The organism is Actinoallomurus sp. NPDC052308, assembly GCF_040679195.1.
Lineage (GTDB): Bacteria > Actinomycetota > Actinomycetes > Streptosporangiales > Streptosporangiaceae > Actinoallomurus > Actinoallomurus liliacearum.
This window is the reverse complement of record NZ_JBFAUM010000012.1, coordinates 1-25,314: the sequence shown is the minus strand read 5'-3', so window position 1 is coordinate 25,314 and position 25,314 is coordinate 1. Positions and strand designations below refer to the sequence as shown.

The window sequence follows — 25,314 nt, the reverse complement described above, 5'->3', positions numbered from 1 at the left end:
CCCTGCGGCCTCAGGAGAGCGCCCCTCTGCAGTCACGCCTGTCACGGAGGTGTTGGAGGGGGAGGCGGCGTGACTGGCAAATGCTCACCTGAGACCGCGGCTTCGGTGCGGTCCCGTCGAATCGCGGGCGGCGGGTCATCGGAACGGGCCGCCGGGCCTGGAGGCCGCGGGGAACCTGCTCCGCGCCGCGCCCGGAGACGGGGCGCCGCGTTGGTAGGGGACTCGGGGGCGCGCTTTGAGCGCCTCTATGGACTCGACCAACTCCTTCACGGTCGGAGCCTCGATGAACTCACCCGGCTCCCGGTCGTGCGGGGGGAGCGCCCACCAGTGGCCGGTCGCATCGCCGAACCAGATCGTCCACTCCGGGTAGCGCGCCGCCAGCACGGCGAGCAGTGAGAACGGCGTCTGGTCGGGCGAGTCGTCGGCAGACATGGGGTGCTCCCTGGTAACCGGGGAACTTCTGAAGTTTGCGCCAACAGCTATCGACAAGCTGAGTGTGTCGTATGCCACAGAGGAGGTCAAGGGCTGCAGCTAGTATTTGTAGTTTCGCCGGTCAAACGGTCGAGTTAGTGCAAACCAATACCCCACGTCGCGTCGCGACCTTTCGGGTGGATCCGGCGCGCCGACGCGCCCCCGAGCGCGCTCCGACGATCTTGTGTAACCCCCGCGAACGGTCCCCTCGCCCATGGTGACCCACCCCGCCGCCGTAGGCCACCCTCCGCCACCTCGCTTTGACCTCCAGGTGACAGGACGCCGTTTTCGCGCGGGCCGGAAATCTCTATATGCGCGAATTCGGATCGCTCCACACATATCCGAATTTCCCCCGAGCACATAAAGCGGTCATGTACCGCTTTTTCGCCCAATGGCCGCATGACGGACGAGCCGCCACCGGCCGGACACGGCACCGACGAGCCACGTGGCCGCACTCGTCGAGACGGGTGCGGCCACGCCCCGGCCGGTCAGCCGTTGGTCGGGAAGCCCAGGTTGACCCCACCGTGCGACGGGTCGAGCCACCGCGAGGTGACCACCTTCCCGCGCGTGTAGAAATGCACGCCCTCCGTGCCGTGCATGTGGGTGTCGCCGAACAGCGAGGCCTTCCAGCCGCCGAACGAGTAGAAGGCCATCGGCACCGGAATCGGGACGTTCACCCCGACCATCCCGACCTCGACCTCGTTGCAGAACCGCCGGGCCGCGCCACCGTCGTTCGTGAAGACGGCGGTGCCGTTGCCGTACGGGTTCGCGGCGATCAGCGCCATACCGGTCTCGTACGACGCCGTCCGTACGACCGACAGGACGGGACCGAAGATCTCATCCCGGTAGCAGTCCATCTCGGGCGTCACGTGGTCCAGGACCGTCGGACCCAGCCAGAACCCGCTCCCGTCCGGCAGCTCGTGCTCGCGCCCGTCGACGGCCAGCGTGGCGCCCTGGGCGACACCGCCGTCGAGGTAGGAGGTGACCTTGTCGCGGTGCGGCCCGGTGATCAGCGGGCCCATCTCCGAGCGGTCGTCGTCGCCGGGGCCGACGGTCAGCTTCGCCACCCGCTCCTTGATCTTGGCGACGAGCTCGTCGCCCACGGGGTCGACAGCGACGACCGCCGAGATGGCCATGCACCGCTCCCCCGCCGAGCCGAACCCGGCGGAGACGGCCGCGTCGGCGGCCAGGTCCAGGTCGGCGTCGGGCAGCACGAGCATGTGGTTCTTCGCGCCGCCGAGGGCCTGGACCCGCTTGCCGTGCGCCGTGCCCGTCTCGTAGACGTAGCGTGCGATCGGGGTGGAGCCGACGAAGCTCACGGCGCGCACGTCGGGATGGGTGAGGAGCGCGTCCACCGCCGTCTTGTCCCCGTGCACGACGTTGAAGACCCCGTCGGGCAGCCCGGCCTCCCGCCACAGCTCGGCGAGGAGCAGCGAAGCGGACGGGTCCTTCTCCGAGGGCTTGAGCACGAAGGTGTTCCCGCACGCGATGGCGAGGGGGAACATCCACATCGGCACCATCGCCGGGAAGTTGAACGGCGTGATCCCGGCGACGACGCCCAGCGGCTGGCGGATGGAGTAGGAGTCCACACGGGTGGAGACGTTCTCCGAGTAGCCGCCCTTCTGCAGGTGCGGGATGCCGCAGGCGAACTCCACCACCTCCAGGCCGCGGGCCACCTCGCCGGCCGCGTCCGCCCGTACCTTGCCGTGCTCGGAGGTGATCGACGCGGCGAGTTCGTCGCGGTGCCGCGCGACGAGCTCACGGAAGGCGAACAGCACGCCCGCGCGCTTGGTGAGCGACGCGTCCCGCCACGCCGGGAACGCCTCGCGTGCGGCCGCGACGGCCGCCTCGACCTCGTCGGCCGAGGCGAAGTCCACCCGGCCGCCCACCTGCCCGGTCGCCGGGTCGTAGACGTCGCCGTGGCGCTCCGCCGTCCCCGTCCAGGGCTTGCCGCCGATCCAGTGCGTGATCTGCCTCATGCGATCGCCTCCAGCGCGTCGACGAGGATGCCGAGGCCTTCCCTGCCCTCGTCCTCGGTCAGCGTGAGCGGCGGCGCCATGCGCAGCGTGTTGCCGTACAGCCCGCCCTTGCCGACGAGCAGGCCGCGCGCCTTGGTCTCCTCCAGCGCCCGTACGGCCAGCTCCGGCTCGGTCAGCTCGACGGCGAACATCAGGCCCTTGCCGCGCACGTCCGTGACGTACGGCATCCGGGCTGCGGCCTCGCGCAGGCCATCGATGATCTGCCCGCCGACCTTGGCCGCGTTGGCCTGCAGGTCGTGGTCGAGGATGTAGTCCAGGGTCGCGTTGGCGGCGGCGGTGGAGATCGGGTTGCCGCCGAACGTCGACAGACCGGTCGCGTGCAGCGAGTCCATCAGCTCGCCGCGCGCGACGAGGCCGCCGATGGCGAAGCCGTTCCCGAGCCCCTTGGCGAAGGTCATCATGTCGGGCGTCACGCCGTGGTTCTGGATGCCCCAGAAGTTCTGCCCCGTGCGGCCCCAGCCCGTCTGCACCTCGTCGGCGATGAACAGGATGCCCTGCTCGGACAGGACCTCCTGGTACGCCGCGTACAGCCCGTCCGGCGGACACGTGTAGCCGCCGACGCCCTGGATCGGTTCGGCGATCACGGCCGCCACGTCACCGGCCGTGACGGTCGCGAGGGTGTGCCGCAGATCCTCCACGCACACCGTGATGTAGTCGTCGTCGGACAGCCCGCGGAACTGCGGGAGGTGCCGGTCCCCGCCGTGCAGGAAGTACACGCTGAGCGGCGAGAGCGCGTTGTTCTTCCACGTGCGGTTGCTGGTGACCGCGGTCGCGCCGAAGGACCGGCCGTGGTAGCTCTGCCGCATGGCGAGGATCTGGTTGCTCTTGCGCGCGTATGTCGCGAGCAGCAGCGCGGTCTCGTTCGCCTCGGTGCCGGAGTTGGTGAAGAAGACCTTGGCGTCGTCGATGCCGGAGAGCCGGGCGATCTTCTCGGCGAGCTCCACCTGGCCGCGCAGGAGGTAGAGCGTCGACGTGTGCACGACTCCCGTGCGGAGCTGACGCTCGACGGCCTCGCGTACCTCGGCGAGGTCGTAGCCGAGCGTGTTGGTCACGATGCCGGCGAAGAAGTCCAGATAGGAGCGGCCGTTCGCGTCGGTGACGCGGCTGCCCTTCCCGCTGACGATCTCGATCGGCTCGTCGTAGTAGAGGGCCATCCAGTTGGGCATGACCGCGCGGTGGCGTGCTAGCAAGTCCGACATAGCACGAGTCTTCCCGCAGAACGCCCCGGAGCACCAGCCAGCAGACTGTCAGCTCCGACCCGCCGCATCTGGCAACCTGTCGCCCGGTGGCGCCCGGTCAGAGCTCGTTGAGGCGGCGGGCGAGGCGGAAGTCGTACTCCGTCAGGCCTCCCGCCACGTGCGTGCTCTGCGTCAGGGTGACCTTGTTCCAGCGGATCGTGATGTCCGGGTGGTGGTTCAGCTCCTCGGCGACCTCGGCCACGCGGTTGACGAACGCCATCGCCTCCTTGAAGTCCGCGAACCTCACGGTCTTGACGATCGCGTCCTCGGCGAGCTCCCAGCCCGGCGTCGTCGCCAGCTCTCGGTCGATCGCGTCGCCGTCCATCCGCTCCATCGGGGTACCTCCTCACGTCGGCGTTTGCATAGCATCACAGATGTGCTGCCCACTCTGGCCGACGTCTTGCGGCTCGACGCGGTCCGGCGGGGCGAGCCGCGGATCATCGCCGGCGCGGACCACCTCGACGCCCGTGTCCGCTGGGTGCACTCCGCCGAGGTCACCGACATCGCCCACCTGCTGCGCGGCGGCGAGCTGGTGCTCACCACCGGGATCGCGCTGCCGGACGATCCGCAGCAGCTCCGGGCGTACGTCGCCGACCTGGCCGAGGTAGGCGCCAGCGGCCTGATCGTCGAGCTCGGCCGCAAGTACGCGGCCACGCTTCCCGACGCGCTGGCCGCGGCGGCCGAGGAGCACGGCCTCCCGCTGATCGCCTGGGCGCGGGAGACGCCCTTCGTGGACGTCACCGAGGCGGTGCACGCCCGGATCATCGACGCGCAGCTGGCCGAGCTGCGCGCCTCGGAGAAGCTGCACGAGGTCTTCACCCAACTGTCCGTCGACGGCGCGCCGCCGGCCGAGGTGGTCCGTCAGGTGGCCAGCCTCGTCGGACGCCCGGTCGTGCTGGAGAACCTGGCCCACCAGGTCCTCGCCGCCGAGCTGTCCGGCACCGACCCGGCCGAGCTGCTGACCGGCTGGGAGACCCGTTCGCGCTCCGTACGCCCCGAGGAGCGCACGGCGTACGACGCGTCCTCCCGGTGGCTGGTCACCGTCGTCGGCGCCCGCGGTGAGGACTGGGGGCGGCTCATCATCACCTCGATGGACCCGCCGTCACCCCGCGACGTCGTCCTCGTCGAGCGGGCCGCGACCACGCTCGCCCTCGGCCGGCTGCTCGACCGGCACGCCGAGAGCCTCGAACGCCAGGCCCACGGCTCGATCATCAGCGGCATCCTCGCGCACGCGTACGCCGACCCGCAGGAGGCGGCGGCCCGCGCCCGCGCTCTCGGCGTCTCGCTCACCGGCCGGCGTCTGCTCGGCATCGTGGTGCTCCCCCGCCCGCCGGCGCCGTCCGGTCCGCCCCCGGCGCTCGGCCTGGTGGGCGACGCGTCGGCGGCCACCTCGGTGACGGACCTGGCCGAGGCCACGGCCGCCGCCTGCCGCGAGGCGAACCTGTCCGCGCTCGTCGGCGCCCTCGACGAGAGCTCGCCGCAGGCCCGGGTCGGCGTGCTGGCGTCCCTCCCGTCCCGCGCCGTCGAGGACGACGTCCTGTGCGAGGTCGCACGCCGCCTCCGCGCCCACCACTGCGGGTCGGCGCCGGCGAGCCGCGCGGACCGGGACGCGCGACCGCGCGGGGGCGCGGACGCCTTCGTCATGGCCGTGGGCTCGACCGTCGAGTCCGTGCGCGACGTGCGCCGGTCGTTCCTGGAGGCCGAGCAGGTCGCCGGCGTCGCCGCCGAACGCAACGACGGCCGGCTGTTCTACCGCCTGCCCGACCTGCGGCTGCGCGGCCTGCTGCACCTGCTGCGCGAGGACGCGCGGCTGCAGACGTTCACCGAGCGGGAGCTCGGCCCGCTGCTGACCTACGACGCGCAGCGCGGCAGCGACCTCGTCCACGTGCTCGGTCTCTACCTCGGCAGCGGGCGCAACAAGGTCCTCACCGCGCAGCGGGCCCACCTGTCCCGGCCGGCGCTGTACGAGCGGCTGCGCCGCATCGAACGGGTGCTCGGCGCGGACTTGGAAGACGTCGAGTCCTGCGCCTCCCTGCACGTCGCGCTGCTCGCCCTCGACGCCCTCCGCAAGGACCGCGCCTGACCGGCCGGCGCCCCGCCGGTTCCGAATGCTCGGCGAAGGCAGCGCCGAAACCCGGCGGACCAGGACCCGTCACGGCCACCCGGCGCCCTCCACCGAGCATCCGGTACGCCATGATCGTCTGGACCGGACACGTCACCCCGACCGGAGGCCCCCATGACCGAGCGAAGCGAGGGAATCGGTGAGCACAGCACCTCTGGTCATGAGGCCGACGAAGGAGGCCTCATGACCAGAGCTCGCGATCTCGGCGTCGTCATCGGCGGCGGAACACCGGGACCGGCCAACGCGATCACCGACGTGGCCGGGGTACGCGTCGGGCACACGACCATCGTCAGGGGCGACGGGCCGCTCCGCGTCGGCGAGGGCCCGGTACGGACCGGCGTCACGGTGATCCTTCCGCACGCGGGCTCGATCTTCGACGAGCCGCTGTACGCGGGCCACCACTGGCTCAACGGCAACGGCGAGCTCACCGGGATGGCGTGGGTCCGCGAGGGCGGCATGCTGACGACCCCGATCGCGCTCACCAACAGTCACAGCGTCGGCGTCGTACGCGACGCGCTCATCGAGATCGAGGTACGCGGGCGGGGCCGGGGAGCCTGGGGGCTGCCGGTCGTCGGCGAGACGTGGGACGGCGTGCTGAACGACATCGACGGACAGCACGTCACCGCCGCCCACGTACGGGAGGCGTACGACGCCGCGACCGCCGGTCCGGTCGCCGAGGGCAATGTCGGCGGCGGCACCGGAATGATCTGCCACGGCTTCAAGGGCGGGATCGGCACCGCGTCACGGGTGGTCGACGGCGGCTGGACGGTGGGGGTGCTCGTGCAGGCGAACCACGGGCGCCGCGAGCGGCTCACCGTCGCGGGCGTGCCGGTGGTGATCGACGACGTGCCCCGTCCGGTGCCCCCGGAGTTCGAGGGCGCCGGATCGATCATCGGCATCGTGGCGACCGACGCGCCGCTGCTGCCCCACCAGTGCCGCCGCCTCGCCCAGCGCGCCGGGCTCGGGGTCGCCCGCACCGGCGGGGCGGGCGAGAACACGAGCGGTGACGGCTTCCTGGCCTTCTCGACGGCCAACCGCGGGCGGCTGCCGTCGGACGCGCTGGGCGTGCAGCCGCCCCGCGTGCTGACCGTCGACGTCCTGCCGGACGCCTACATCGATCCGCTCTTCTACGGCGCGATCGAGGCCACCGAGGAGGCCATTGTGAACGCCCTGCTCGCCGCCGAGACCATGACCGGCCGCGACGACATCACCGCCCACGCCCTCCCCCAGGACCGCCTCCTGACGGCCCTGACCCGCCGTTGAGGCCGACCGCGACCGTCCCGACGTACCGCGCGCCCGCAGGACCGCTCCTGCGGGGAAGGAGAACGCGCTGTGATGGGCACGGTCGAGCACTCCCGTGCGTCGTAGATGCGGAGAGATTCGTCTCGATGTGAGGTGACCATGGACGCCATCCCCTCCGGACAGCGCTCACCGTGGATCAACGACATCACCGGCCCGATCCGTCGCGCATCACGGCCTGCCGCGCTCGTCTGCGTCGGGGTGGTGATCCTGGCGCTGATCACGCTGTCACCGCTGGCACTCGAGTTCATCGCCGACAGAGGCCATGTCGACTGGACTCGGCTGGGCAACGTCGGCCAGGCGTATGGAGCGATCTCGGCGATCCTCAGCGCCTTCGCGCTCGTCGCCGTCTCCATATCGCTCGCCCTCCAGGCGAAGGAGAGCTTGGCGAACAGGCGGCAGGTCAACCGCAGCATTCACATGAGGCTTGCAGAGATCGCCATGAGCGACCCGGTCTACATGCAGTGCTGGGGGCCTCGAGCAGACAAGGTCTCCCATGACGAGAGCCGGCGCATTCAGTTCTTGAACCTGATGGTGTCGTTCTGGTACATGCAGTGGGAGCTGAGAGACGTATCGGACGAAGGCCTGAGATCAATGGCCGTCGACAACCTCTTCCATACCGACGCCGGGCGTAGGTTCTGGCTTGATCAGAGAGCAGTGGACCGCCAATTCGGTCGGGTCTCGCCTGAACAGATTCCGCGAAGTGCTGGATGAGGCCCTCGCTTTGGCACTCCGATCCGGACTCGACGACCAGGCCACGACGTACCGGGGCAAGGGAACGACCAGACTGGAGCCCCGACAGGCGGCCGGAGTGATCGCTGTCGCATCGACCACTACGGCAGTGTGTCTCCTGGCCCGACGGCTCCTGCGCGCTCGGAGGCTTCCGTGATCGCGGCTTGTCTCGCGCCAGGCGAGAAGCCGCGCTCCGCACCGCGCTCGTACCGGCGAACGCGATGCGAAACGGAGGCCAGGCGCCGTGATGCCCGCACGGCTCCTCCTTGCCGGGTTCTGTTATTTCGCCGGAGGACCGCCTGGCCCGTCGCTGCCGGCACCCGGTCCGTCGATCCAGGTCACTTCGACACAGCCGCTCGAGGCGTTGCTACGGATGGACTTACGCCAGGGAGGCATGGATTTACCGGTCATATCGTACCTTTCCTTAGGTTTCTTCTTCCATTAGTCGGCGGATGAACGCGGCCGACTCGCCGATTCCCAGCGCTTCGGCGACGAGATGATTGAAGACGAGCGAGTACGCATGCACCTGTGCGCCGTCCTCGATGTACAGGGCCCCGTTGAGCGCCTCTATGTAGCCGACGTCCGGCATGTAGCGCTCCGGGAACTCCAGGATCGCGAACGTGCCCTCCACTCCCGGATGGGCACCCACTTTGTGCGGCAGGACCTGGAGCGTGATACCAGGGCATTCGGCCAGCTCGACGAGCCGTGTGTACTGGGCCCGCATGACGCCCTCGCCGCCGATCATGCGGCGCAGGGTGTTCTCGTCGATGACGCACCACAGCTCCAGCGGAGGGTCTCGCTCGGTCAGCAGCGCCTGCCGGTTGAGGCGGACCTCGACGCGTCGCTCGACCTCCGAGTCGGGGGCGAGCTGCATGAGGCCGGCGCGGATGACCTCGCGCGCGTAGTCCTCGGTCTGTAGCAGGCCGTGGACGACCAGCGCGTCATAGCAGCGCAGTGAGCGCGCCTCGGCCTCCAGCGCGATGTAGGTCGCGTACGCGGCGGGCAGGGTGTCGGTGTAGCGATGCCACCAGCCGCGCTCGCGAGCGCCTCGGGCCAGTTCGGCGATGTCACCGCGGCGGCGGCCGTCCACGTTGTAGACGTTCAGTAGTCGTTGCAGCTCGGTGGGCTTGATCCGGCGAACGGCGGTCTCCATCCGGCCGAGGGTCGCGCGGCTCCAGCCCAGTCGCTCAGCCGCCTGGTCGAGGGTTAACCCGGTCTGTTCGCGAAGACGGCGCAGCTCGATGGCGATGCGGCGTTCGCGGATCGTGGGGGAAGGATCCGGCACGCACCCAGTGTGACGACGTTACTCACTGCGAGCAATCGATTTCGGATAGTTACTGAAGAGTAAACTGTGAGAATTCTCAGTGAATCGCTTGCGCACTTACGCAGCGGGGAAGCACTATGCGTAAGAACCCGAACACGCGATGTGATCGAGGGAGTTGCTCGACTTGGACGCGGCGGTGAACCGCAGGCGCGCCCCTGCGGCGTCGGCGGATTGAGTCCGCCGGACTCCGGCAGGGCCGGGCCGATCCCGGTCCACCCGACGGGTCCCTGTCGTCCTCCCCAGCGCCATGGGGAGATCGGGCGTCACCCCCGGCCCTCGGCACTCAGCCCATTCGACGGGAGGGCGCACCACCGTGACCGCCACGCTCCACGAGACGACGTCGACCGCATTCACCGCCCCGATGTGCTGGCGGCGCACCTTCCCCGGCCGCCCGGACCAGGCGCGGCTCGTCCGCCGGTTCGTGGCCTTCCTCCTGGAGGACTGCCGGCACGTCGACGACGCGGTCCAGGCCGTGGCCGAGCTCGCCGGCAACGCCCTCATCCACACCCGTTCCGGCCGACCCGGCGGCACCTTCGTCGTCGAGGTCCGCCACGGCGACGGCTGCCTGGCGGTGTCGGTGACCGACCAGGGCGGTTCACTGGAGGACAGCGGCCCGCACCGGAAGCGGCACGACGACGACCTGGCCGAGAACGGCCGCGGCCTGCCGATCGTCGCGGACCTCGCCACCCATGTCAGGTGGACCGGCGATCCCGAGCACGGCCACACGGTGACCGCCGTCTTCACCTGACGCGCGCCGTTCCTCTCGCCCGCCTTCCGCTCCCGCCGACGTACCAGGAGCCTCCCCCAGGTCGAGGATCACAGGAAGGCGGTCAGCTTCTTGTGATCCACCCGCCTGCCGAGGCAGACGACCAGACGATCGCCGAGCTTCCAAGTCTGCTCGTTGGGGGGAAAGTAGATGAGTTCCACAGGGTGGCCGTCCGCGTCGTGTTTCGGCATGCCCGCACGACGGCAGCCTTCTACGCTTTTCCGCTCGACCGCATCGCCGCCCGGCCACGGACCGTCCGGAAGGCGCGGCGTCGAGACGACCTCCAGTTCATGCGGCGTGAAACAGCCGGTCGTGGCAACCGAGTACAGCACCGTCCCCGGCGGCCGATCGAAGCAGTCACCCTTCTTCAGGTCATTGAGATCCCGCCAGGATCCATACGGAGTCGTCAGCTTTGCGCCATCCTCGCGTTCGATCGAGCAGACGACATGCCGGACACCATTCCGCCAGGCCACGTCATCCGGATAGGCGAAATGAACCCTGAGCGCGACGCCGTCGGGCCGATGTTGTGGCGCACCCGTCATGCGCTTCGTGCACTCCGCGTCGGCCTGCGTCTCAATGGCGGCCTTCCCCGGCCACGATTCACCGGAGGCATCGAACACGGCGCCGACCTCACCATCATGCGGTCCAGCACACGACCGAGGGGCACTGGCCTCGATGATCTTTCTCGCCCCATGGTCCTGCTTCTTCGCCGTCTGGTCATAGCACTGCCCGACTGACAGGGTCAGCGCCGCCGGCGTGTTCTCAGACCCACTCGCGTCGGGAGCGATCCTGTCGAGTCCCCAGGTGATGAGCGCCAGCGCCACCAGGTTCATCAACAGGGCATAGAGCAGGAATCCCATGCCCCGATCCGTGCTGCGGCGGACCCGTTGGAACGCCACGATGACGAAGATCAGCGATACGGGAATGAGCCCGATCGTGGCGAACACCGCCGCCGCGACCGCCGCCCGGCTCCGCCCCTGACTCGGCAGCCGAACCGGCTCAAACGAAGGAGAACCAAAGGTCATGACGAGATTTCTAGATCGATCGAACGCGGGGACTGATGCGCCGCCGCAGTAACCGGCGCCTCACTGATCCTCCCGCCTTACGGCCAGTCAGGTCGAAGTCGAGAAAAACGATCAGAACGTAACACCTGGTCGGCGAGTTCCCTAGAGGGGTTAAAGTGATCTACACCACTCAGGACCTTGTAAACCCGAACCGGTCTCCGTGATTGGCGTGCGACAACACCGACGATCCGCCCGCAGGTGAGGGAACCGACCTTGATTGCGGTTCGATATCGCAGCGGACAATTGCCGCCTAGCGGTCTAGCCTCTGCTCTTTGTGCGAAAGACCATGCTGAGCCTGGCGGCCGTGGGACTCACCGTCGTCGGATCCGCGACGGCCGTACAGGCCGCCCCCTTCTCTCCTCAGCGCTCGACGACTCGGTCGCCGCGGCTGACCGACCTCCCCCAGCGCTTCTTCATCGCCCACCGGAGCGCCGGAGCGTTCCTCGCTCCGGAGAACACCGAGCAGGCGCTCAAGGCCGGGGTCGCCGACCCGGACGCCGATCTTCTGGAGTTCGACATCCAGGTGCTCAAGGACGGCGTCGGCGGCGTCATGCACGACCCGACCGTCGATCGCGTCACCACGGGCACGGGGAACGTCGCCGACTTCGACAGCGCCGCCTTTCAGAAGCTGGTGATCGACGCGCCGTCCTGGTTCGGCGGCAAGGCCACGACGACGCATCCGCTGCTGTTCACCCAGGTTCTCGACGAGTTCGCCGGCAAGACACGGCTGCTGGCGCACCCGAAGACCACCGAAGCGATGCGGCTGGTCATCGACGAGCTCACCCGGCGGAACCTGACCGGCTCGGTGATGGTCCAGACGTTCTCCCGCTCGGACGCCGTGCTGGCCGAGCAGGCGGGCATCACCGCCCAGGTGATCGTCGGCGGGGCCCAGCAGGCGACGATCGACACTCCCGAAGCCATCAAGGCCGACGGTTTGAAGCGCGTATCCGTGTGGTCCGCGCTGCCCGACAGTCTGATCGCCTCGTACGTCAAGGCCGGGCTGACGGTGGCCTGCTACGACGTCAACCGGCAGTACCGGCGGGACGAGCTCTATCGGCTCGGTGTGCAGGGCATCGACACCAACGACCCGCCGTACGTCCGCGGTGACGTCGCCCGCTACCGGCGCACCCGCGATCCCTTCACCACGCAGAACTGGTGGTACGGGCAGATCAGCCAGTCGCAGTATCCGGAGGCGCTCGGTCCCCGGCAGCGGGGCCGGTTCATCGCGCCGGGCTGGTGGCACGTCAACCTCGGCGACTATCCTCTGCTGGCCCTCCAGGGCTGGGCGGTGCTGCCGAAGTCGTACACGCTGCGCCTGAAGATGCGGTGGGACAGCCTGGGGACGGACAAGAGCCGGTGGGGCGGCGTGTACTTCTCCGCGGTCCGCGACTCGGCCTTCACGAGTGCCGACTCACCGCTGAACGGCGGCTATTTGGCCGTCCTGCGCCGCGACGGCACTCTCATCCTGTACCGCAAGGACGCCGGGCACACCACGCGGCTGAAGAGCGTCAGGACCCCGGCCCTGAAGAAGGGCACCATCGCGACGCTTCGCATCTCGGTGACGAAGTCGTCCGTCACGGTGGTGCGTTATGACGGCCCCGACAAGTCGATCACCGCCAAGGACTCCCGCTATCGCGGCAGGTACCTCTACCTCGGCCGCTACGCGAGCACGGGCCATCAGGGCCCGGGGTTGTCATTCGGCGGCGTCTCGATCGGCTGACCGCGCCCTACGGACACCGCGCCGTACGGGCACCGCGCCGCCGGGTGCGGGATCGGCTCCCGGACCCGGCGGGCGCGGTCACTTGGTCGCGGGGACGAGTTCGGTCTCCGTGACGGGGAGTCCTTCGACGGGCTGCGGGCGGCGCCGGTACCAGGGAATGGCCAGGGCCAGGAGCGGGAGGACGGCCACCGAGCTCATCGCCCACCATTCGTGGTTCTCCCACCAGCCGGTGTCGTCGAACTGCGTCAGGTAGATGTACCCGGTGCCCGCCCAGACCGCGGCCAGGGCCATCGCGGGCCGGCTCCACCGGGTCGGCCGCGCGCACAGGAACGGCACGAACCACAGCAGGTACTGGGCACCCAGGCGCGGCGTGACGAGCATGAAGGCCAGGAGGATCGTGGAGGTCTGGTCGATGCGGTCGGCCCGCCACCAGAGCCACATGACCAGCGCGATGGTGGTGTACAGGATGATCTGGCCGATCTTGGCGGCCGTCGGGGCCAGCGTCCAGTCACCGCCCGTCATCAGAGCGGTCCAGCCCCATTCGCCGACGATGGGCCGCACTTCACCGAGGTATCGCGCGACGTTCAGCATGTCGGCCCAGTTGGAACTCACGACGAGGGGAAGGGTCGCGAGGAAGAAGACGGGGACGGCACCGGCCGCGACCAGCCCGTACAGGCGCTGCCGCCAGTTCGGCAGGATCGCGAGGACCACCGGCAGCAGGATGATCGGCCAACTCTTGGCCGACAACGCGAACCCGAACATGGCGCCCGCCCAGGCGCCGTTCAGGCCGGTCCCGCCGTTCTCGGCGCCGGTCCGCGCGGACCGCGCGAGGATGTAGGCGCCGACGAGGAAGACGAGGGAGATCGGCTCGACCTGTCCGTGGATGACGGCGACCATGAGCGCGATCGGGTTGCAGGCGTACTGGAACCGCGCCGCCGCGGCGTGTTTCCGCCCGGCGAGGCGCCCGACCAGCGCGATCAGCACGACGTCCGCGATGAGGGTGCAGACCCGGCCGGCGATCTCCCATGGCAGACCGGTGGCCAGTGCCAGGGCGTAGAAGTACGGGATCATCGGCAGGAAGTGCCAGGATCCCTGACTGGCCAGCACGGGATCCTGATGATGGAGGATCGCCCGACCGGCCGCCCTGAAACCCTCGTTGTAGTCGACGGGCTGCCAGGAGTCGCTCGACGCGGAGATCAGCAGGATCAGCCGCAGCCCGATGCCGACCGCCAGGGCCACGGGCAACGTCGGCCGCCAGCCGCGCCACTGCGCGACGCCGGCCAGGATCATGCCTGCGACCAGGACAAATGCTGTGAATTCCGGATGGTCCATTGCTAGCCAAGACTCTCACACGCCGACGCCGTTACCACGCTCGGCCCAGGTACTCACAGCGAACTCTCAGGTTCCCTTGACCTTCTCGGCTCCTCTCTCGGCGCCCGAATCCTGACCGGAGCCCTGACCCGGGAGCCGACCGGACCTCGGTTCCGACACTTCCGTCAGCCCGGATACCAGCTAGTATGCGATTGCTTGCGGCTGACCAATTCTGGACTAACGTTTGACCTTGCGGCTTTTGACTAGGTTTGTGAAGATCTGCGCAGGCCAGGTAATCGGATCTCGACCCCGCCCGGGCGGCCCCCTCCGCCCGTGAGCCGAGCGCCATTGCCATGCCGTCCCTCGGGCGCGCCACCGGGGCGCGCCCGCCACCCCTGAGGGAGGCTCGTGTGAGATTCACTGCTCCTCGGCGTGCTGGACTCGTCGCGGCGGCCGCCACGCTCGTCGGCGGCTCCCTGCTGGGCGCGTCGGCCCAGGCGTCCGTCTCGCAGCCGGATCCTTCGCACCTCGCCACGAAGCTGGCCCAGAAGCTGGGCTCCCGCTCCGCCGGCGCGTACTTCGACCAGTCCGCGAAGAAGCTGGTCGTGACGGTCAGCTCGAAGTCGGACGCCTCGGCCGTACGCGACGCCGGCGCCGTCCCGAAGATCGTGCCGTTCAGCGGCGCCCAGCTCCAGAAGGCCATCGGCGTCCTCGACCGCACGGCCAAGGTGCCCGGCACGGCCTGGGCCGTGGACCCGACCACCGACCAGGTCGTACTCTCCGTCGACAGCTCGGTCACCGGGTCCAGGCTCGTCCAGGTCACCTCCGCGGCCCAGCAGCTGGGCAGCGCCGTCCGGATGGAGTACGTGCCCGGCGTCTTCAGCCTCGACGGCTCCGGCGGCGACGCGATCTACGGTGGCCAGTACCGCTGCTCCCTGGGCTTCAACGTCGTGAGCGGCAGCACGTACTACTTCCTGACCGCCGGGCACTGCGGCAACATCGCGTCGAGCTGGTACAGCAACTCCAGTCACACCTCGTTGATCGGCACCACGCGGTCGAGCAGCTTCCCGGGCAACGACTACGCGATCGTCACCTACGCCAGCGGCGTCTCCCACCCGGGCACGGTCGGCAGTGTCGACATCACCTCGGCCGGCAACGCCTACGTCGGTGAGTCGGTGACGCGCCGCGGCAGCACCACCGGCGTTCACTCCGGCTCCGTCACCGCGCTCAACCAGACGGTCAACTACTCCGAGGGCACCGTCAGCGGCCTGATCAGGACGACGGTCTGCGCCGAGGGCGGCGACAGCGGCGGCCCGCTGTACTCCGGCGGCACGGCGCTCGGCCTGACCTCCGGCGGCAGCGGCAACTGCACCTCCGGCGGCACCACCTTCTTCCAGCCCGTCACCGAGGCGCTCTCGGCGTACGGAGTGAGCGTCTACTGATCTCTCGCCCAACCCCGCTCGCGGGCCCCTGGAAGCGCGGCATCTTCCGGGGGCCCGTCCCTTTCCCGACGAGGCCGGCCGACCACGACCGGGCCTGCCGGGCGACAGCTATTCACTCAATGAATACAACGAGTGTATAGTCACGGCTCATGTCGACCGGGCACGTCCTGCTCGGGTTGCTCACCGAGCGGCCCAAGCACGGATACGAACTGAAGCGCGAGCATGACGCGCGGCTTCCGGGCGCCAAGCCCCTCGCGTACGGACAGGTCTACGCGACCCTTCAGCGGCTTGAGCGCGACGGCCGCGTGACCGTCGCCGGCACCGTTCAGGAGGCCGGACCGGAACGCACCGTCTACGAGATCACGGAGGAGGGCACCGCGGAGATTCGCCGATGGCTCGCGCAGACCGAGCCGCCCGCGCCACACGTCTCCAGCGCGCTGTTCACCCGGGTGGTGGTGGCGCTGCTCGCCGAGGGATCGGCCGACGCCTACCTCCTGCGGCAACGGGCGGCGCACCTGGAGCGCATGCGTGAGTTGACCGCACGCAAGCGCGGCGCCGGCGTCTCGGTCGGTGAGGTGCTGGCCGCCGACTACGCGCTGCACCACCTCGACGCCGACCTGCGCTGGATGGAGACGGCCCGGCAGCGCATCGAAGACCTCACTCAGGAGATCCGCCCATGACCGAGCGAAGCGAGGGAATCGGAGGCGCAGCCCCTACGAGTCGCCCCTCCGACGAAGGAGGACACATGACCCTGTTGGAAGCCCGCCGGATCGAGAAGGCGTTCGGCCGCACGTACGCCCTGCGGGGCGTGTCCCTGGCGATCGAACGCGGCGAGACCGTGGCCATCACCGGGCCGAGCGGTTCGGGCAAGTCGACGCTCCTGCACTGCCTGAGCGGGATCATGCGGCCGGAGACGGGCGAGGTGCGTTACGCGGGGCGGCGCGTCGACGACCTCGACGAGACCGCCCGGACCCGGCTCCGGCGGGAGGAGTTCGGAATCGTCTTCCAGTTCGACCGGCTCGTCCCCGAGCTGACCGCCGTCGAGAACGTCGCGTTGCCGCTGCTGTTCTCCGGGCGCGGCCGGGCCGAGGCGACGACCGTCGCGCGCGACCGGCTGGAGGAGGTCGCGGCGCTGGACGTCGCCGACGCCCGTCCGGCGGAGCTGTCCGGGGGCCAGCTCCAGCGCGTGGCGGTCGCCCGGGCGCTCGTCACCGGCCCGAAGGTCATCTTCGCCGACGAGCCGACCGGCGCGCTCGACTCGGTCGCCGGGGAGCGCGTGCTGTCCCTGCTGGTGACCGCCGCGCGGACCAACGGCGCGACCGTCGTGATCGTGACCCACGACAACCAGGTCGCGGCGCACGCCGATCGGGAGATCGTGCTGCGCGACGGCGCGCTGGCCGGGGAGGTGGTCGTGTGAGGACGCTCCTCACCGTGGCGGGCATGCTCAGTAAGGGCGGCTCGCCGGCGGAGCGGGTCCGCGCGCGGCTGATGGCGGTCGGAGCCGGCCTGGCGACCTGGTTCCTGTTCGGCGCGGCGAACGTCCTGGCGCTGCGCGGCCGGCTCGACGACCGCTTCGGCCCGATCGGCGACCCGGGGACGCGGGACGGCACCGCCTTCGGGATCGCGCTGCTGCTCCTGCCGGTCGCGGCGTTCCTCTACCAGTCGGCACGGCTGGCCGCGGCCGACCGGGAGCGGCGGCTGGCCGCGCTGCGCCTGGCCGGTGCCACACCACGAGAGGTCCGCCTTCTGGGCGCGGCCGAGGTCACCCGCGCGGCCGCCCTCGGCACGGTCGTCGGGGCCGCGGCGTACCTCGTGCCGCAGCTGGCCGCCCGCAGGACGCTCGCCCCGGGGTCGCGCGCCGACGTCGCCGTCCCGCCGCTGTGGTGCCTGGCCGCGATGGCGATCGTGATCGTCGCGGCGGCGCTCTCCGGCCTGCTCGCCGGCCGGCACGTCATCGCCACGCCCCTCGGCGTGACCCGCCGCGCCGGCCGGGGCCGGCCGCGCTGGTACGGCCTCCTGCTGCTCGTCCCGCCCTGCCTGGCGCCCGTGTACCGCCCTCTCGCCGGTGCGGCGGGCCAGGGGTTCATCGTCGCCGCGCGGCCGGTGCTCCAGATCTCCGTGCTCCTCCTGCCGGTCGGACTGATGCTGTCGACCGGATGGGTGATCTGGTACTCGGCGCGGTGGGTCGGCCGCCGGGCGCGCTCGGCGGAGACCCTGCTGGCGGCACGCGCCCTGGAGGCCGATGCCCGCCCGTGGGGGCGGACCCTGGCCGTCGTGGCGCTGACCGTCGCGATCGGCAGTGGCACCGGTCTGATCGAGGCGGACGTCATGATGGACCGTGGGAGGCTCGAACCCTTCTGGATGACCAGCTTCGCGCTCGTGAGCCTGGCCCTGTTCGTGGGGATCCTGGTGACGACCGCCGCCCTGCTCGTCCACCAGGCCGAGTCCCTCCTCGATCGCGGCCCGATGCTGGCCGAGCTGCGCGCGATCGGCGCGCACGAGAGGGAGCTGCGTCGCCTCCTCACCCGGCAGGCGCTCATCGCCACCGTTCCGGTCTGCGGACTGACCGTCGTGGGCACCTTGATCTGCACCTGGCCGACCGTGACGTTCGGTTCCGCGTGGATGGCGTGGACGGTGGCCCATGCCCTGCTCATGGGCGCTCTCGGTGTCCTCGCCGCGGTCCTGGTCACGGCGGCCTCCCGGCGTCGGCTGCGCCGCGCGATCGTTCCCGAGCGGCTGCGGGCCGAGTGACCGGTCGGCGCTCAGCGGGTGGCGCGCAGATCCGGAGTGGCGCCCGGGTCGTGCAGCACCACCCAGCCGTCCTGGCGCAGCACGACCGTGTACCCCCGCTGGAGCAGGTACCGTACGCGGTCGCGCTGCGCCCCCAGGCCCGGGAAGGGGAACGTCGTACGGGCGGTGTCCGCGACCACCCAGGGGGCCCAGCGGACGCGGGTGTCCCACAGCAGCACGCGGGCGCGGCCGGACAGTTGCGGCCCCACGGCGTTCGCGGCCTCGACCAGCGCCCCGTGGGGCACGGCGGCGACCGCGTGGGCGGCGGCGCGCGCGTGCGCGTCGCGGCGGTAGAACGCCGGGTCGAAGAAGTTCTTGAACGCGAAGCGCGGTACGACGACGGCGGCGGCCAGCAGCGCGGCGACCGGCCAGACGAGATCGAGGCGGAGTCGCCGCCCGCGTGTGCCCGGCACGCGGAGCCGGGACAGCCGGCAGGCGCCGTCGACGCCGGCCGCGACGAGCAGGGCCGCCAGCGCGACGTTGTAGTGGAACCTCGGCTCCCACCAGTTCCCGAAGCGGTTCGCGAGCATGCGCTCGGCCAGCAGAGGCAGCACCGCCACGGTGATCGGTGAGGCGAGCGGCACCAGCAGCAGCGGCAGGATGAGCCACCCCATGGTCGTCGCCTTGACGTTCGGGGTGACGAGGAGCTTCAGCGCCGTCCACGGGTGCGTCAGGGCGTACGCGGCGGCATGCGGCAGGTCCCGGCCCAGGGCGTCATAGGCCCAGTAGTAGTCCGCCGCGCCGCCGAACGCCGGGATCAGCACCCGGGAGGCCAGCCAGGTCCAGCCGAGACCCGCGACCACGAGGACGGCGGCCAGGCGCCGCTCCCCCGGCCGGGTGAGCAGATACAGCCCGAAGCCGGCGACGAGCAGCCCCATGTCCTCCTTGACGAGCAGCAGCGCGCCCGCGGCCAGCAGGCACTGCCGCCGGCGGCCGGCGTCGTGGCGTTCGAGCATCAGCATGGACAGCGCGGGCGTGAACGCCATCTCGTGGAAGTCGAAGGCGACCGTCTCGGCCACCGGCCAGGCCAGGGCGTACACGCCCGCGACACAGTGCGCCGCCCACGCGCCGAGCCGCCGCCGCGTGAACATCCACAGCGGCACGATCGTCAGCGCCAGGACCACGGACTGGGCGACCAGCAGGGTCTGCGGGCCGTCGTGGATCCAGTACAGGGGCGCCAGCAGCGCGAGGATCGGCGAGAAGTGGTCACCGAGCACGGTGAAGTGCGGGCCGAAGCCGTTGTGCACGCCCTTGACCATCGCGGTGGGCAGGTGCAGGCGGCTGTAGGAACGCACGGCCTGATCGAAGATCACCAGGTCGTACGTCGTGGTGCGGAAGGTCCAGTACCGCACCAGCGAGAACACCGAGTACGCCACCGCGGCCGCGACGACGAAGGCGCCGACGGCGACCGCGTCGCGCCGGACCCGCCCCGGGCTCACGTCCGGGCCGGTCGTCTCGGCCGTCACCGCCATCATCCGAGCGCGCCGCGGATGCGGTCCGCGTACGCGCGGGCCTCGTCGTCGGAGTCGTACTTCGTCCGCGGCCAGAAGAACCCGCGCAGCCCGTCCTTGCGGTTCCGGGGAACGACGTGGACGTGCAGGTGGGGCACGCTCTGACTGATCCGGTTGTTCATCGCGACGAAGGAGCCCGCCGCGCCGAGCGCCGTCTCCATGACGGCCGACAGCCGCTGCCCGGCGGCGAACAGCGGCTCGAGGAGGTCGGCCGGCAGGTCCGCGAGGGTCTCGTAGTGGGTGCGCGGCACGAGGAGCGTGTGCCCCTTGAACAGCGGCCGGGTGTCCAGGAAGGCGACGACGGGGCCGTCGTCGAGCACCACGTGGGCGGGCCGCTCCCCTTTCACGATCTCGCAGAACAGGCAGTCCATGGTGGGCATTCTTCCGCTTACGTTCGTCTTATCGGCCGGCAATAGGCTCCTGGTTCGTGCGATTCAACCAGGTCGCCTTCCGGTACCGCCGCCGCGCTCCGTGGGTGCTGCGCGACGTGACGCTGACCGTACCCGGTGGCCGGATCATCGAGGTGAACGGCCGCAATGGAGCGGGCAAATCAACACTGCTCCGGCTGATCGCCGGAGTCGTGCCGCCGGTCCGGGGAGGAGTCAGCGGCCGGCCGCCCTCCGTCGGGTACGCCCCGGAACGGTTTCCAACGGGCCAGCCCTTCACCGCGCGGGCCTACCTCGGGCACATGGCGGCCGTACGGGGCGTTCCGCCCGCGCGGATCGGAGAGTGGGCCGAACGGCTCGGCTTCACCGACCTCCTGGACACCCGGCTGCCGGACCTGTCCAAGGGCAGCGCGCACAAGGCCGGACTGCTCCAGGCCCTGCTGGCCGCGCCCGGGCTGCTCGTGCTCGACGAGCCGTTCGCCGGCCTCGACGCGCGGACCCGCGCGGCGCTGCCGGCGCTGCTGGCCGAGCTCGCCGCGGGCGGATCGTCCGTGGTCGTCAGCGACCACCAGGGCGACCTCCGGAGTGTGCCGGGCGTCGTGCGCTGGCAGGTCGCGGGGCAGACGGTCGACGAAGGGGACCTCCCCGAGGAACACGCGGTCGTCGAGGTGATCGTGCCGCGCTCCCAGGCGGAGGACCTCGTCGACCGGCTCAAGGCGGACGGCTACGAGGCGCGGTGCCGATGATCGCCGCGATGCGCTTCCAGCTCAGCGGGTACGCCCGGTCGACGCGCGCCCTGGCCCCGGTGCTCGCCCTCGCGCTGCTGCTGGCGATCGTCTTCTCCGGCCCGCTCGGCGGCACTCCGGCGGAGGTCCGGTCCGGGGCGCTCACGGCGCTCGGCGACCTGGCCGCGCTGTACTTCCCCATCTGCGCCTGGGCGGCGCGCGGGCTGCTGGACACCGAGCCGGACGCTCAGCGGCACATCGGCGTGGTCACCCTCGGGCGGTTGCGGACGGTGGCGGGCGGGCTCGGCGCGGCGTTCGCGTTCAACGTCTGCCTGGCGCTGGTCGCCGGCGCCTATCCCCTGGTCGAGGCCGCGCGACTGGGCGTCCGGTTCTCGCAGCTGCTGCCGGCGGCCGCCCTGCTGCCCCTGTCCGCGCTGGCCGCCACGGCGCTCGGAGCGCTCAGCAGCCGGGCGATCGTCCCCTCCCCCGGCCGGTCGGTCCTCGTGCTGCTCGGCGTGTACGTCGCCGACCTGCTGCTGGGGCTCGGTCCGCTGCGCTTCCTCACCGTGCCCATGATCGAGTGGATGGGGGCGGCCGGCCGTGGGCCGTCCGCGTTCACCGCCGCCCTGCCGGGGTTCGCGGCGCGCGCTCTCGTCTGGGCGGCCCTCGCGATCGCCCTGTACGCCCGCCTCCGCCGTACGCGCGCCTAGAGGTAGGTCCTAGGCGAGGCGGTCGATCTCGGACGCCAGGTGCTCGAGGAAGCCGTCGACGTCGGACTGGGCGTACCCGGGCCGGAGCCGGGTGGTGGCGAACCGCGCGGCCCGGATGCCGGCCGACCGGGGTCTGCGTCCGCGCACTTCGACGATCAGCCGATCCAGGAAGGCGTCGACCTCCCGCTCGTCGTATCCCTCGCTCAGCCTGGTGGTGACGAAGCGTACGTTGCGCACGAGCCCGATCAGCCGGTCCGCCTCGGCCGCCGACAGCCGCCGCCGCTCGCCGTCCTCCCTGGCCTCCAGCTCCCGCACGTACTCCTCGAGCGCCTCGTCGACCGCGCGTCCCTGGTAACCGCGCAGGGCGATCGCGAACCGCACTCCGCCGACCTCGGCCGCGGTGACCGGCGGCGCGAACAGCTGAGCCCGGCCGAGAGTCCCCTCGATCCTGGCGATGAACGCGTCCACCTGATGACGGTGGTAGCCGCGGGCGGCGAGCGGGAAGTCCGGCATGGCCGCATTGTCGCCGAAACCGGCCCGGCGGCCCATCGCAAACCGGAAAAAGGGTGTGCGCGCCCCGACCAGCGGAATACCTGTCAAGGGGGTCATCACACGGACCAGGGGGGCTGACAGATGACGACAGAGAATCCCGCCGGACCGAACAAGGTCGTACTCGGCGGCTATTCGAGCCACGCGGCGGCACAGCGCGCCGTGGACATCCTGGCGGATCGCAATTTCCCGGTCGAGCACGTCACCATCGTCGGCTCCGGGCTGCGGCTCGAGGAGCAGGTGCTCGGCCGGTGGACGGTCGGCAAGGCGCTGCTGGCCGGCTTGAGTTCCGGCGCCTGGGTCGGCCTGCTGATCGGGCTGGTGTTCTGGATCGTCAGCCCCTGGCACGCCGGCGCGGTGGTCTCGGCGATCATCCTGGGCGCGATCTTCGGTGCGGTCTTCGCCGGGGTGGCGCACGGGCTGCGCCGCCAGGCGTTCGCGTCGATGAGCGCGGTGGTGGCCGACCGGTACGACGTGCTGGTCGACGCGGAGTTCGCCGCCGAGGCCAGGCGGCTGCTGGCCGCCATGCCCATCACCGAGCAGCCGCACTGACGCCGACGCGATGCCCGCCGTGCCGATGCGACGCGGTCGGGGAGGCCCGGGCGACGCGTCGGCGGGCTACTCGACGGTCTTGGCCGCGAGCTGCCCGCAGGCGCCGTCGATCTCCTGGCCGCGCGTGTCGCGTACGGTGACGGGGACGCCGTGCGCCTCCAGGCGGCGGACGAACTCGGTCTGGTCCGACGCCCGGGACGCGGTCCACTTCGACCCCGGCGTGGGGTTGAGCGGGATCAGGTTGACGTGCACCGGGTGGGTCTTGATGAGCCGGCCGAGCAGGTCGGCCCGCCACGCCTGGTCGTTGATGTCCCGGATGAGGGCGTACTCGATCGAGATCCGCCGCCGGGTCCGGTCGGCGTACTCCCACGCGGCGTCCAGGACCTCGGCGACCTTCCAGCGCGTGTTGATCGGCACGAGCTCGTCGCGCAACTCGTCGTCCGGCGCGTGCAGGGACACCGCGAGACGCACTTTGAGGTCCAGGTCGGCGAGCTGGTGGATCTTCGGGACCAGCCCGACCGTGGAGACGGTGATGTTCCGCTGGGAGATGCCCAGCCCGCGCGGGCTCGGGTCGCTGAACCGGTGGATCGCCCGCACGATCGTGGCGAAGTTGGCGAGCGGCTCGCCCATTCCCATGAAGACGATGTTGCTGACCCGGCCCTTGCCACCGGCGATCTCACCGCGGTCCAGCGCCCGGGCGCCCGCGACGACCTGTTCGACGATCTCGGCGGTCGACAGGTTCCGGGTGAGACCGGCCTGGCCCGTGGCGCAGAACGGGCAGTTCATCCCGCAGCCGGCCTGCGAGGAGACGCACATGGTCACCCGGTCCGGGTAGCGCATGAGCACCGACTCGACGAACGTGCCGTCGAACGCCTTCCACAGGGTCTTGCGGGTCGCGCCGCCGTCACAGGTCAGATCGCGCACCGACGTCAGCAGGTCCGGCATCAGCTCGGTGACGAGCCGATCCCGGACGGCGGCCGGCAGGTCGGTCATGTCGGCCGGATCGTCGGCGAGCCTGCCGAAGTAGTGGCGCGACAGTTGGTCGGCGCGGAACGGCTTTTCACCGAGCGCCCCGACGGCCTCCCGCCGCTCGTCCCAGGACAGGTCGGCAAGGTGGCGCGGTGGCTTCGCCCGGCGGGGAGCGGCGAAGGTGAGCTGAGCGGGCATGTCCGTTCCAGTGTGGCAGACGCCGGGCAGAGCTTCGTACGTCGACACCGAAGCCTCACGCCGGATCGACCCCAGAGGTCAATGCGGCTGTCAATGCCGCTTCGAGGGCCGCACACTCACTACAGTCCCGTCTATGCCGGTATTGCGCAGAACGCCGCAGGAGACGCGTGTCCTGATCAGTGACACCAGTCCCTACGGAAGCCGTGTCCTCGAAGTGGAGTCCGATCACATCGCGACGGCGGCGTACCTCCGCCGCAGCGACGGGCATACCGTGGCCGCGGCCTGGATCGCCAACCATCAGGACGCTTCGCCCCACCCCGACCTCGCGCGGCTGAACGCGGGACTGGTGCCCGCCATGCCGACGGGTCACACCAAGCACCCGAAGGGGCGGCCGGCACCAGACCCGCGGTCGCTGAAGGTCGTCTGGTTCGAGGAGGGCGACGGTGCCGCGGTACTGGAGGACGGACAGCCGATCTGCGTGATCCCCGGCTGGTCGGACATGGACCGCGGGCTGCCCGGGTACAGCCGTGAGGCGCTCGGCCAGAGCCCGTTCGCGTTCGCGCTGGACGATGAGATCGAGGACTTGGGCCCGCGCATCCTGCAGGCGCAGGCGTTCTGGGACTGGCGGAGTGGAGCGGGCGCCTGGGAGGGGTTCCAGCAGTCGGTCCTGGGGCACCTGCTCGCCCGGCTCGGCCCTGGTGGGTACTACTGGCACGACGTCGGCCGGCAGTGGCGGTCCCGGGCCGGTGGTGAGTCGGGCGCCGGAGGCGAGCAGCCCGTCGTCGGCGTGTCGGAGCGACCGGCGTTGGACGACCGGACCTACCGGGTGCTCAGCACCGTGGGCATGAGCTGCCAGCGGATGCCCACCGTCGAGCTGTACGAGGACAACGTCGCCGAGCACGCCCGTATCGAGCTCGCCGTGGCCACGACCCTGCCCAGTCAGCGGGCGGGCAGCATCTTCCCCTGGCTGGCCCAGTATCCGTGGCGGGCGATCACGTCGTTCGCCCCGGGCGACAACGTGAAGTGGTACCACGAGGCGAAGACCTTCCCGCTCGGCTCGGGCTGGGAGGGCGTGCTGCTGCTCGACGATCCGGGCCGCCTGCAGGGGCCGGCGGCCCCGGACATGAGCGGCTTCTCGTTCGGCGGCGACCCGGTGCAGTGGCTCTGGCTGGTGCCGATCACGGAGGCGGAGCGGCAGTTCGGTAAGGACGAGGGCCCGGACGCGTTGATCGAACGGCTGGCCAGGAAGGGCCGTAGCTGGATCGTCGGCGAGAGCTGACCGCCGCGAACAGCAGGTGGCCAGACGCTGGTCGTCGACACGTCCTTCAACCTGAAGACCGCCGACCCCGGCCGGATGTACGAGCAGACCGGCCTGATGGTCGACCGAGCGCTCTAC

General features: G+C 70.7%; 24 protein-coding genes. 13 read left to right on the top strand and 11 right to left on the bottom strand.

Annotation, left to right across the window (positions count from 1 at the left end):
* Positions 1-135: 135 nt before the first annotated feature.
* The 4 genes from AB0L00_RS25940 to AB0L00_RS25925 all read right to left on the bottom strand — a co-directional run bounded on the left by AB0L00_RS25940 (position 136) and on the right by AB0L00_RS25925 (position 4,082).
* Complete coding sequence (locus AB0L00_RS25940; protein WP_345361369.1) at positions 136-432, bottom strand: hypothetical protein; 297 nt, start codon at positions 430-432, stop codon at positions 136-138.
* 527 nt (positions 433-959) lie between these two features.
* The gene (locus AB0L00_RS25935; RefSeq protein WP_364439073.1) at positions 960-2,450 is read right to left on the bottom strand and encodes a CoA-acylating methylmalonate-semialdehyde dehydrogenase; all 1,491 of its coding nucleotides are present in this window, start codon (positions 2,448-2,450) and stop codon (positions 960-962) included.
* On the bottom strand, positions 2,447-3,709 hold the full coding sequence (locus tag AB0L00_RS25930) for an aspartate aminotransferase family protein (protein ID WP_345361363.1): 1,263 nt from the start codon (positions 3,707-3,709) through the stop codon (positions 2,447-2,449). Before AB0L00_RS25930 ends, AB0L00_RS25935 begins: the two co-directional genes overlap by 4 nt.
* Before the next feature lie 97 nt (positions 3,710-3,806).
* Positions 3,807-4,082, bottom strand: a complete 276-nt coding sequence (locus AB0L00_RS25925; protein WP_364439071.1) for a 4a-hydroxytetrahydrobiopterin dehydratase — start codon at positions 4,080-4,082, stop codon at positions 3,807-3,809.
* Positions 4,083-4,124: 42 nt separating this feature from the next.
* On the opposite strand from AB0L00_RS25925, the gene AB0L00_RS25920 reads away from it, so the two are divergent.
* From AB0L00_RS25920 to AB0L00_RS25910, 3 genes are all read left to right on the top strand, one after another.
* Entirely contained in the window at positions 4,125-5,831 is a 1,707-nt protein-coding gene (locus tag AB0L00_RS25920; protein ID WP_364439069.1) for a PucR family transcriptional regulator, read from the top strand.
* A gap of 222 nt (positions 5,832-6,053) precedes the next feature.
* On the top strand, positions 6,054-7,133 hold the full coding sequence (locus AB0L00_RS25915; RefSeq protein WP_364439066.1) for a P1 family peptidase: 1,080 nt from the start codon (positions 6,054-6,056) through the stop codon (positions 7,131-7,133).
* 138 nt (positions 7,134-7,271) lie between these two features.
* The gene (locus tag AB0L00_RS25910; protein ID WP_364439063.1) at positions 7,272-7,883 is read left to right on the top strand and encodes a DUF6082 family protein; all 612 of its coding nucleotides are present in this window, start codon (positions 7,272-7,274) and stop codon (positions 7,881-7,883) included.
* 442 nt (positions 7,884-8,325) lie between these two features.
* Here AB0L00_RS25910 and AB0L00_RS25905 read toward each other — a convergent pair whose 3' ends face one another.
* Positions 8,326-9,186 (bottom strand): helix-turn-helix transcriptional regulator, encoded by an 861-nt coding sequence (locus AB0L00_RS25905; protein ID WP_364439061.1) that lies wholly within the window; start codon positions 9,184-9,186, stop codon positions 8,326-8,328.
* 352 nt (positions 9,187-9,538) lie between these two features.
* Between AB0L00_RS25905 and AB0L00_RS25900 the strand changes: the two genes are divergently transcribed.
* Positions 9,539-9,973, top strand: coding sequence for an ATP-binding protein (locus AB0L00_RS25900; protein ID WP_364439058.1), 435 nt, complete (start codon positions 9,539-9,541; stop codon positions 9,971-9,973).
* A 68-nt stretch (positions 9,974-10,041) separates the two neighbouring features.
* Here the strand turns inward: AB0L00_RS25900 and AB0L00_RS25895 are convergent, their stop codons facing one another.
* Positions 10,042-11,016: a septum formation family protein gene (locus tag AB0L00_RS25895; RefSeq protein ID WP_364439055.1), complete on the bottom strand. Its 975-nt coding sequence runs from the start codon at positions 11,014-11,016 to the stop codon at positions 10,042-10,044.
* Positions 11,017-11,329: 313 nt separating this feature from the next.
* Here AB0L00_RS25895 and AB0L00_RS25890 point away from each other — a divergent pair, with 313 nt between their 5' ends.
* Positions 11,330-12,775, top strand: a complete 1,446-nt coding sequence (locus tag AB0L00_RS25890) for a glycerophosphodiester phosphodiesterase family protein (protein ID WP_364439053.1) — start codon at positions 11,330-11,332, stop codon at positions 12,773-12,775.
* Positions 12,776-12,853: 78 nt separating this feature from the next.
* Here the strand turns inward: AB0L00_RS25890 and AB0L00_RS25885 are convergent, their stop codons facing one another.
* Positions 12,854-14,065: a hypothetical protein gene (locus tag AB0L00_RS25885; RefSeq protein WP_364439050.1), complete on the bottom strand. Its 1,212-nt coding sequence runs from the start codon at positions 14,063-14,065 to the stop codon at positions 12,854-12,856.
* 431 nt (positions 14,066-14,496) lie between these two features.
* Between AB0L00_RS25885 and AB0L00_RS25880 the strand changes: the two genes are divergently transcribed.
* From AB0L00_RS25880 to AB0L00_RS25865, 4 genes are all read left to right on the top strand, one after another.
* Positions 14,497-15,528 carry a S1 family peptidase gene (locus tag AB0L00_RS25880; protein ID WP_364439048.1) on the top strand — a complete coding sequence of 344 codons (1,032 nt, stop codon included), beginning with the start codon at positions 14,497-14,499 and terminating at the stop codon, positions 15,526-15,528.
* 149 nt (positions 15,529-15,677) lie between these two features.
* Complete coding sequence (locus AB0L00_RS25875; protein WP_364439045.1) at positions 15,678-16,208, top strand: PadR family transcriptional regulator; 531 nt, start codon at positions 15,678-15,680, stop codon at positions 16,206-16,208.
* A gap of 65 nt (positions 16,209-16,273) precedes the next feature.
* A complete protein-coding gene (locus AB0L00_RS25870) occupies positions 16,274-16,945 on the top strand; it encodes an ABC transporter ATP-binding protein (protein ID WP_364439043.1) in 672 nt (223 codons plus the stop codon).
* Positions 16,942-18,279 (top strand): FtsX-like permease family protein, encoded by a 1,338-nt coding sequence (locus AB0L00_RS25865; protein WP_364439040.1) that lies wholly within the window; start codon positions 16,942-16,944, stop codon positions 18,277-18,279. The genes AB0L00_RS25870 and AB0L00_RS25865 overlap by 4 nt, the downstream gene beginning before the upstream one ends.
* Before the next feature lie 11 nt (positions 18,280-18,290).
* On the opposite strand, the gene AB0L00_RS25860 is transcribed toward AB0L00_RS25865, so the two are convergent.
* Both AB0L00_RS25860 and AB0L00_RS25855 read right to left on the bottom strand, forming a co-directional pair.
* Positions 18,291-19,784 (bottom strand): DUF2079 domain-containing protein, encoded by a 1,494-nt coding sequence (locus AB0L00_RS25860; protein WP_364439037.1) that lies wholly within the window; start codon positions 19,782-19,784, stop codon positions 18,291-18,293.
* 5 nt (positions 19,785-19,789) lie between these two features.
* Positions 19,790-20,200: an HIT family protein gene (locus tag AB0L00_RS25855; protein ID WP_308206824.1), complete on the bottom strand. Its 411-nt coding sequence runs from the start codon at positions 20,198-20,200 to the stop codon at positions 19,790-19,792.
* Between the two features lie 56 nt (positions 20,201-20,256).
* On the opposite strand from AB0L00_RS25855, the gene AB0L00_RS25850 reads away from it, so the two are divergent.
* Positions 20,257-20,961: an ATP-binding cassette domain-containing protein gene (locus AB0L00_RS25850; RefSeq protein ID WP_364439034.1), complete on the top strand. Its 705-nt coding sequence runs from the start codon at positions 20,257-20,259 to the stop codon at positions 20,959-20,961.
* Complete coding sequence (locus AB0L00_RS25845) at positions 20,952-21,650, top strand: hypothetical protein (RefSeq protein ID WP_364439031.1); 699 nt, start codon at positions 20,952-20,954, stop codon at positions 21,648-21,650. Before AB0L00_RS25850 ends, AB0L00_RS25845 begins: the two co-directional genes overlap by 10 nt.
* Positions 21,651-21,659: 9 nt before the next feature.
* Here AB0L00_RS25845 and AB0L00_RS25840 read toward each other — a convergent pair whose 3' ends face one another.
* Positions 21,660-22,163, bottom strand: a complete 504-nt coding sequence (locus AB0L00_RS25840) for a DivIVA domain-containing protein (RefSeq protein ID WP_364439029.1) — start codon at positions 22,161-22,163, stop codon at positions 21,660-21,662.
* A 120-nt stretch (positions 22,164-22,283) separates the two neighbouring features.
* Between AB0L00_RS25840 and AB0L00_RS25835 the strand changes: the two genes are divergently transcribed.
* Entirely contained in the window at positions 22,284-22,751 is a 468-nt protein-coding gene (locus tag AB0L00_RS25835) for a general stress protein (protein ID WP_364439026.1), read from the top strand.
* A 66-nt stretch (positions 22,752-22,817) separates the two neighbouring features.
* Here AB0L00_RS25835 and rlmN read toward each other — a convergent pair whose 3' ends face one another.
* A complete protein-coding gene (rlmN, locus tag AB0L00_RS25830; RefSeq protein ID WP_364439023.1) occupies positions 22,818-23,918 on the bottom strand; it encodes a 23S rRNA (adenine(2503)-C(2))-methyltransferase RlmN in 1,101 nt (366 codons plus the stop codon).
* Positions 23,919-24,051: 133 nt separating this feature from the next.
* Between rlmN and AB0L00_RS25825 the strand changes: the two genes are divergently transcribed.
* The gene (locus AB0L00_RS25825) at positions 24,052-25,197 is read left to right on the top strand and encodes a suppressor of fused domain protein (protein ID WP_364439020.1); all 1,146 of its coding nucleotides are present in this window, start codon (positions 24,052-24,054) and stop codon (positions 25,195-25,197) included.
* Positions 25,198-25,314: the final 117 nt, after the last annotated feature.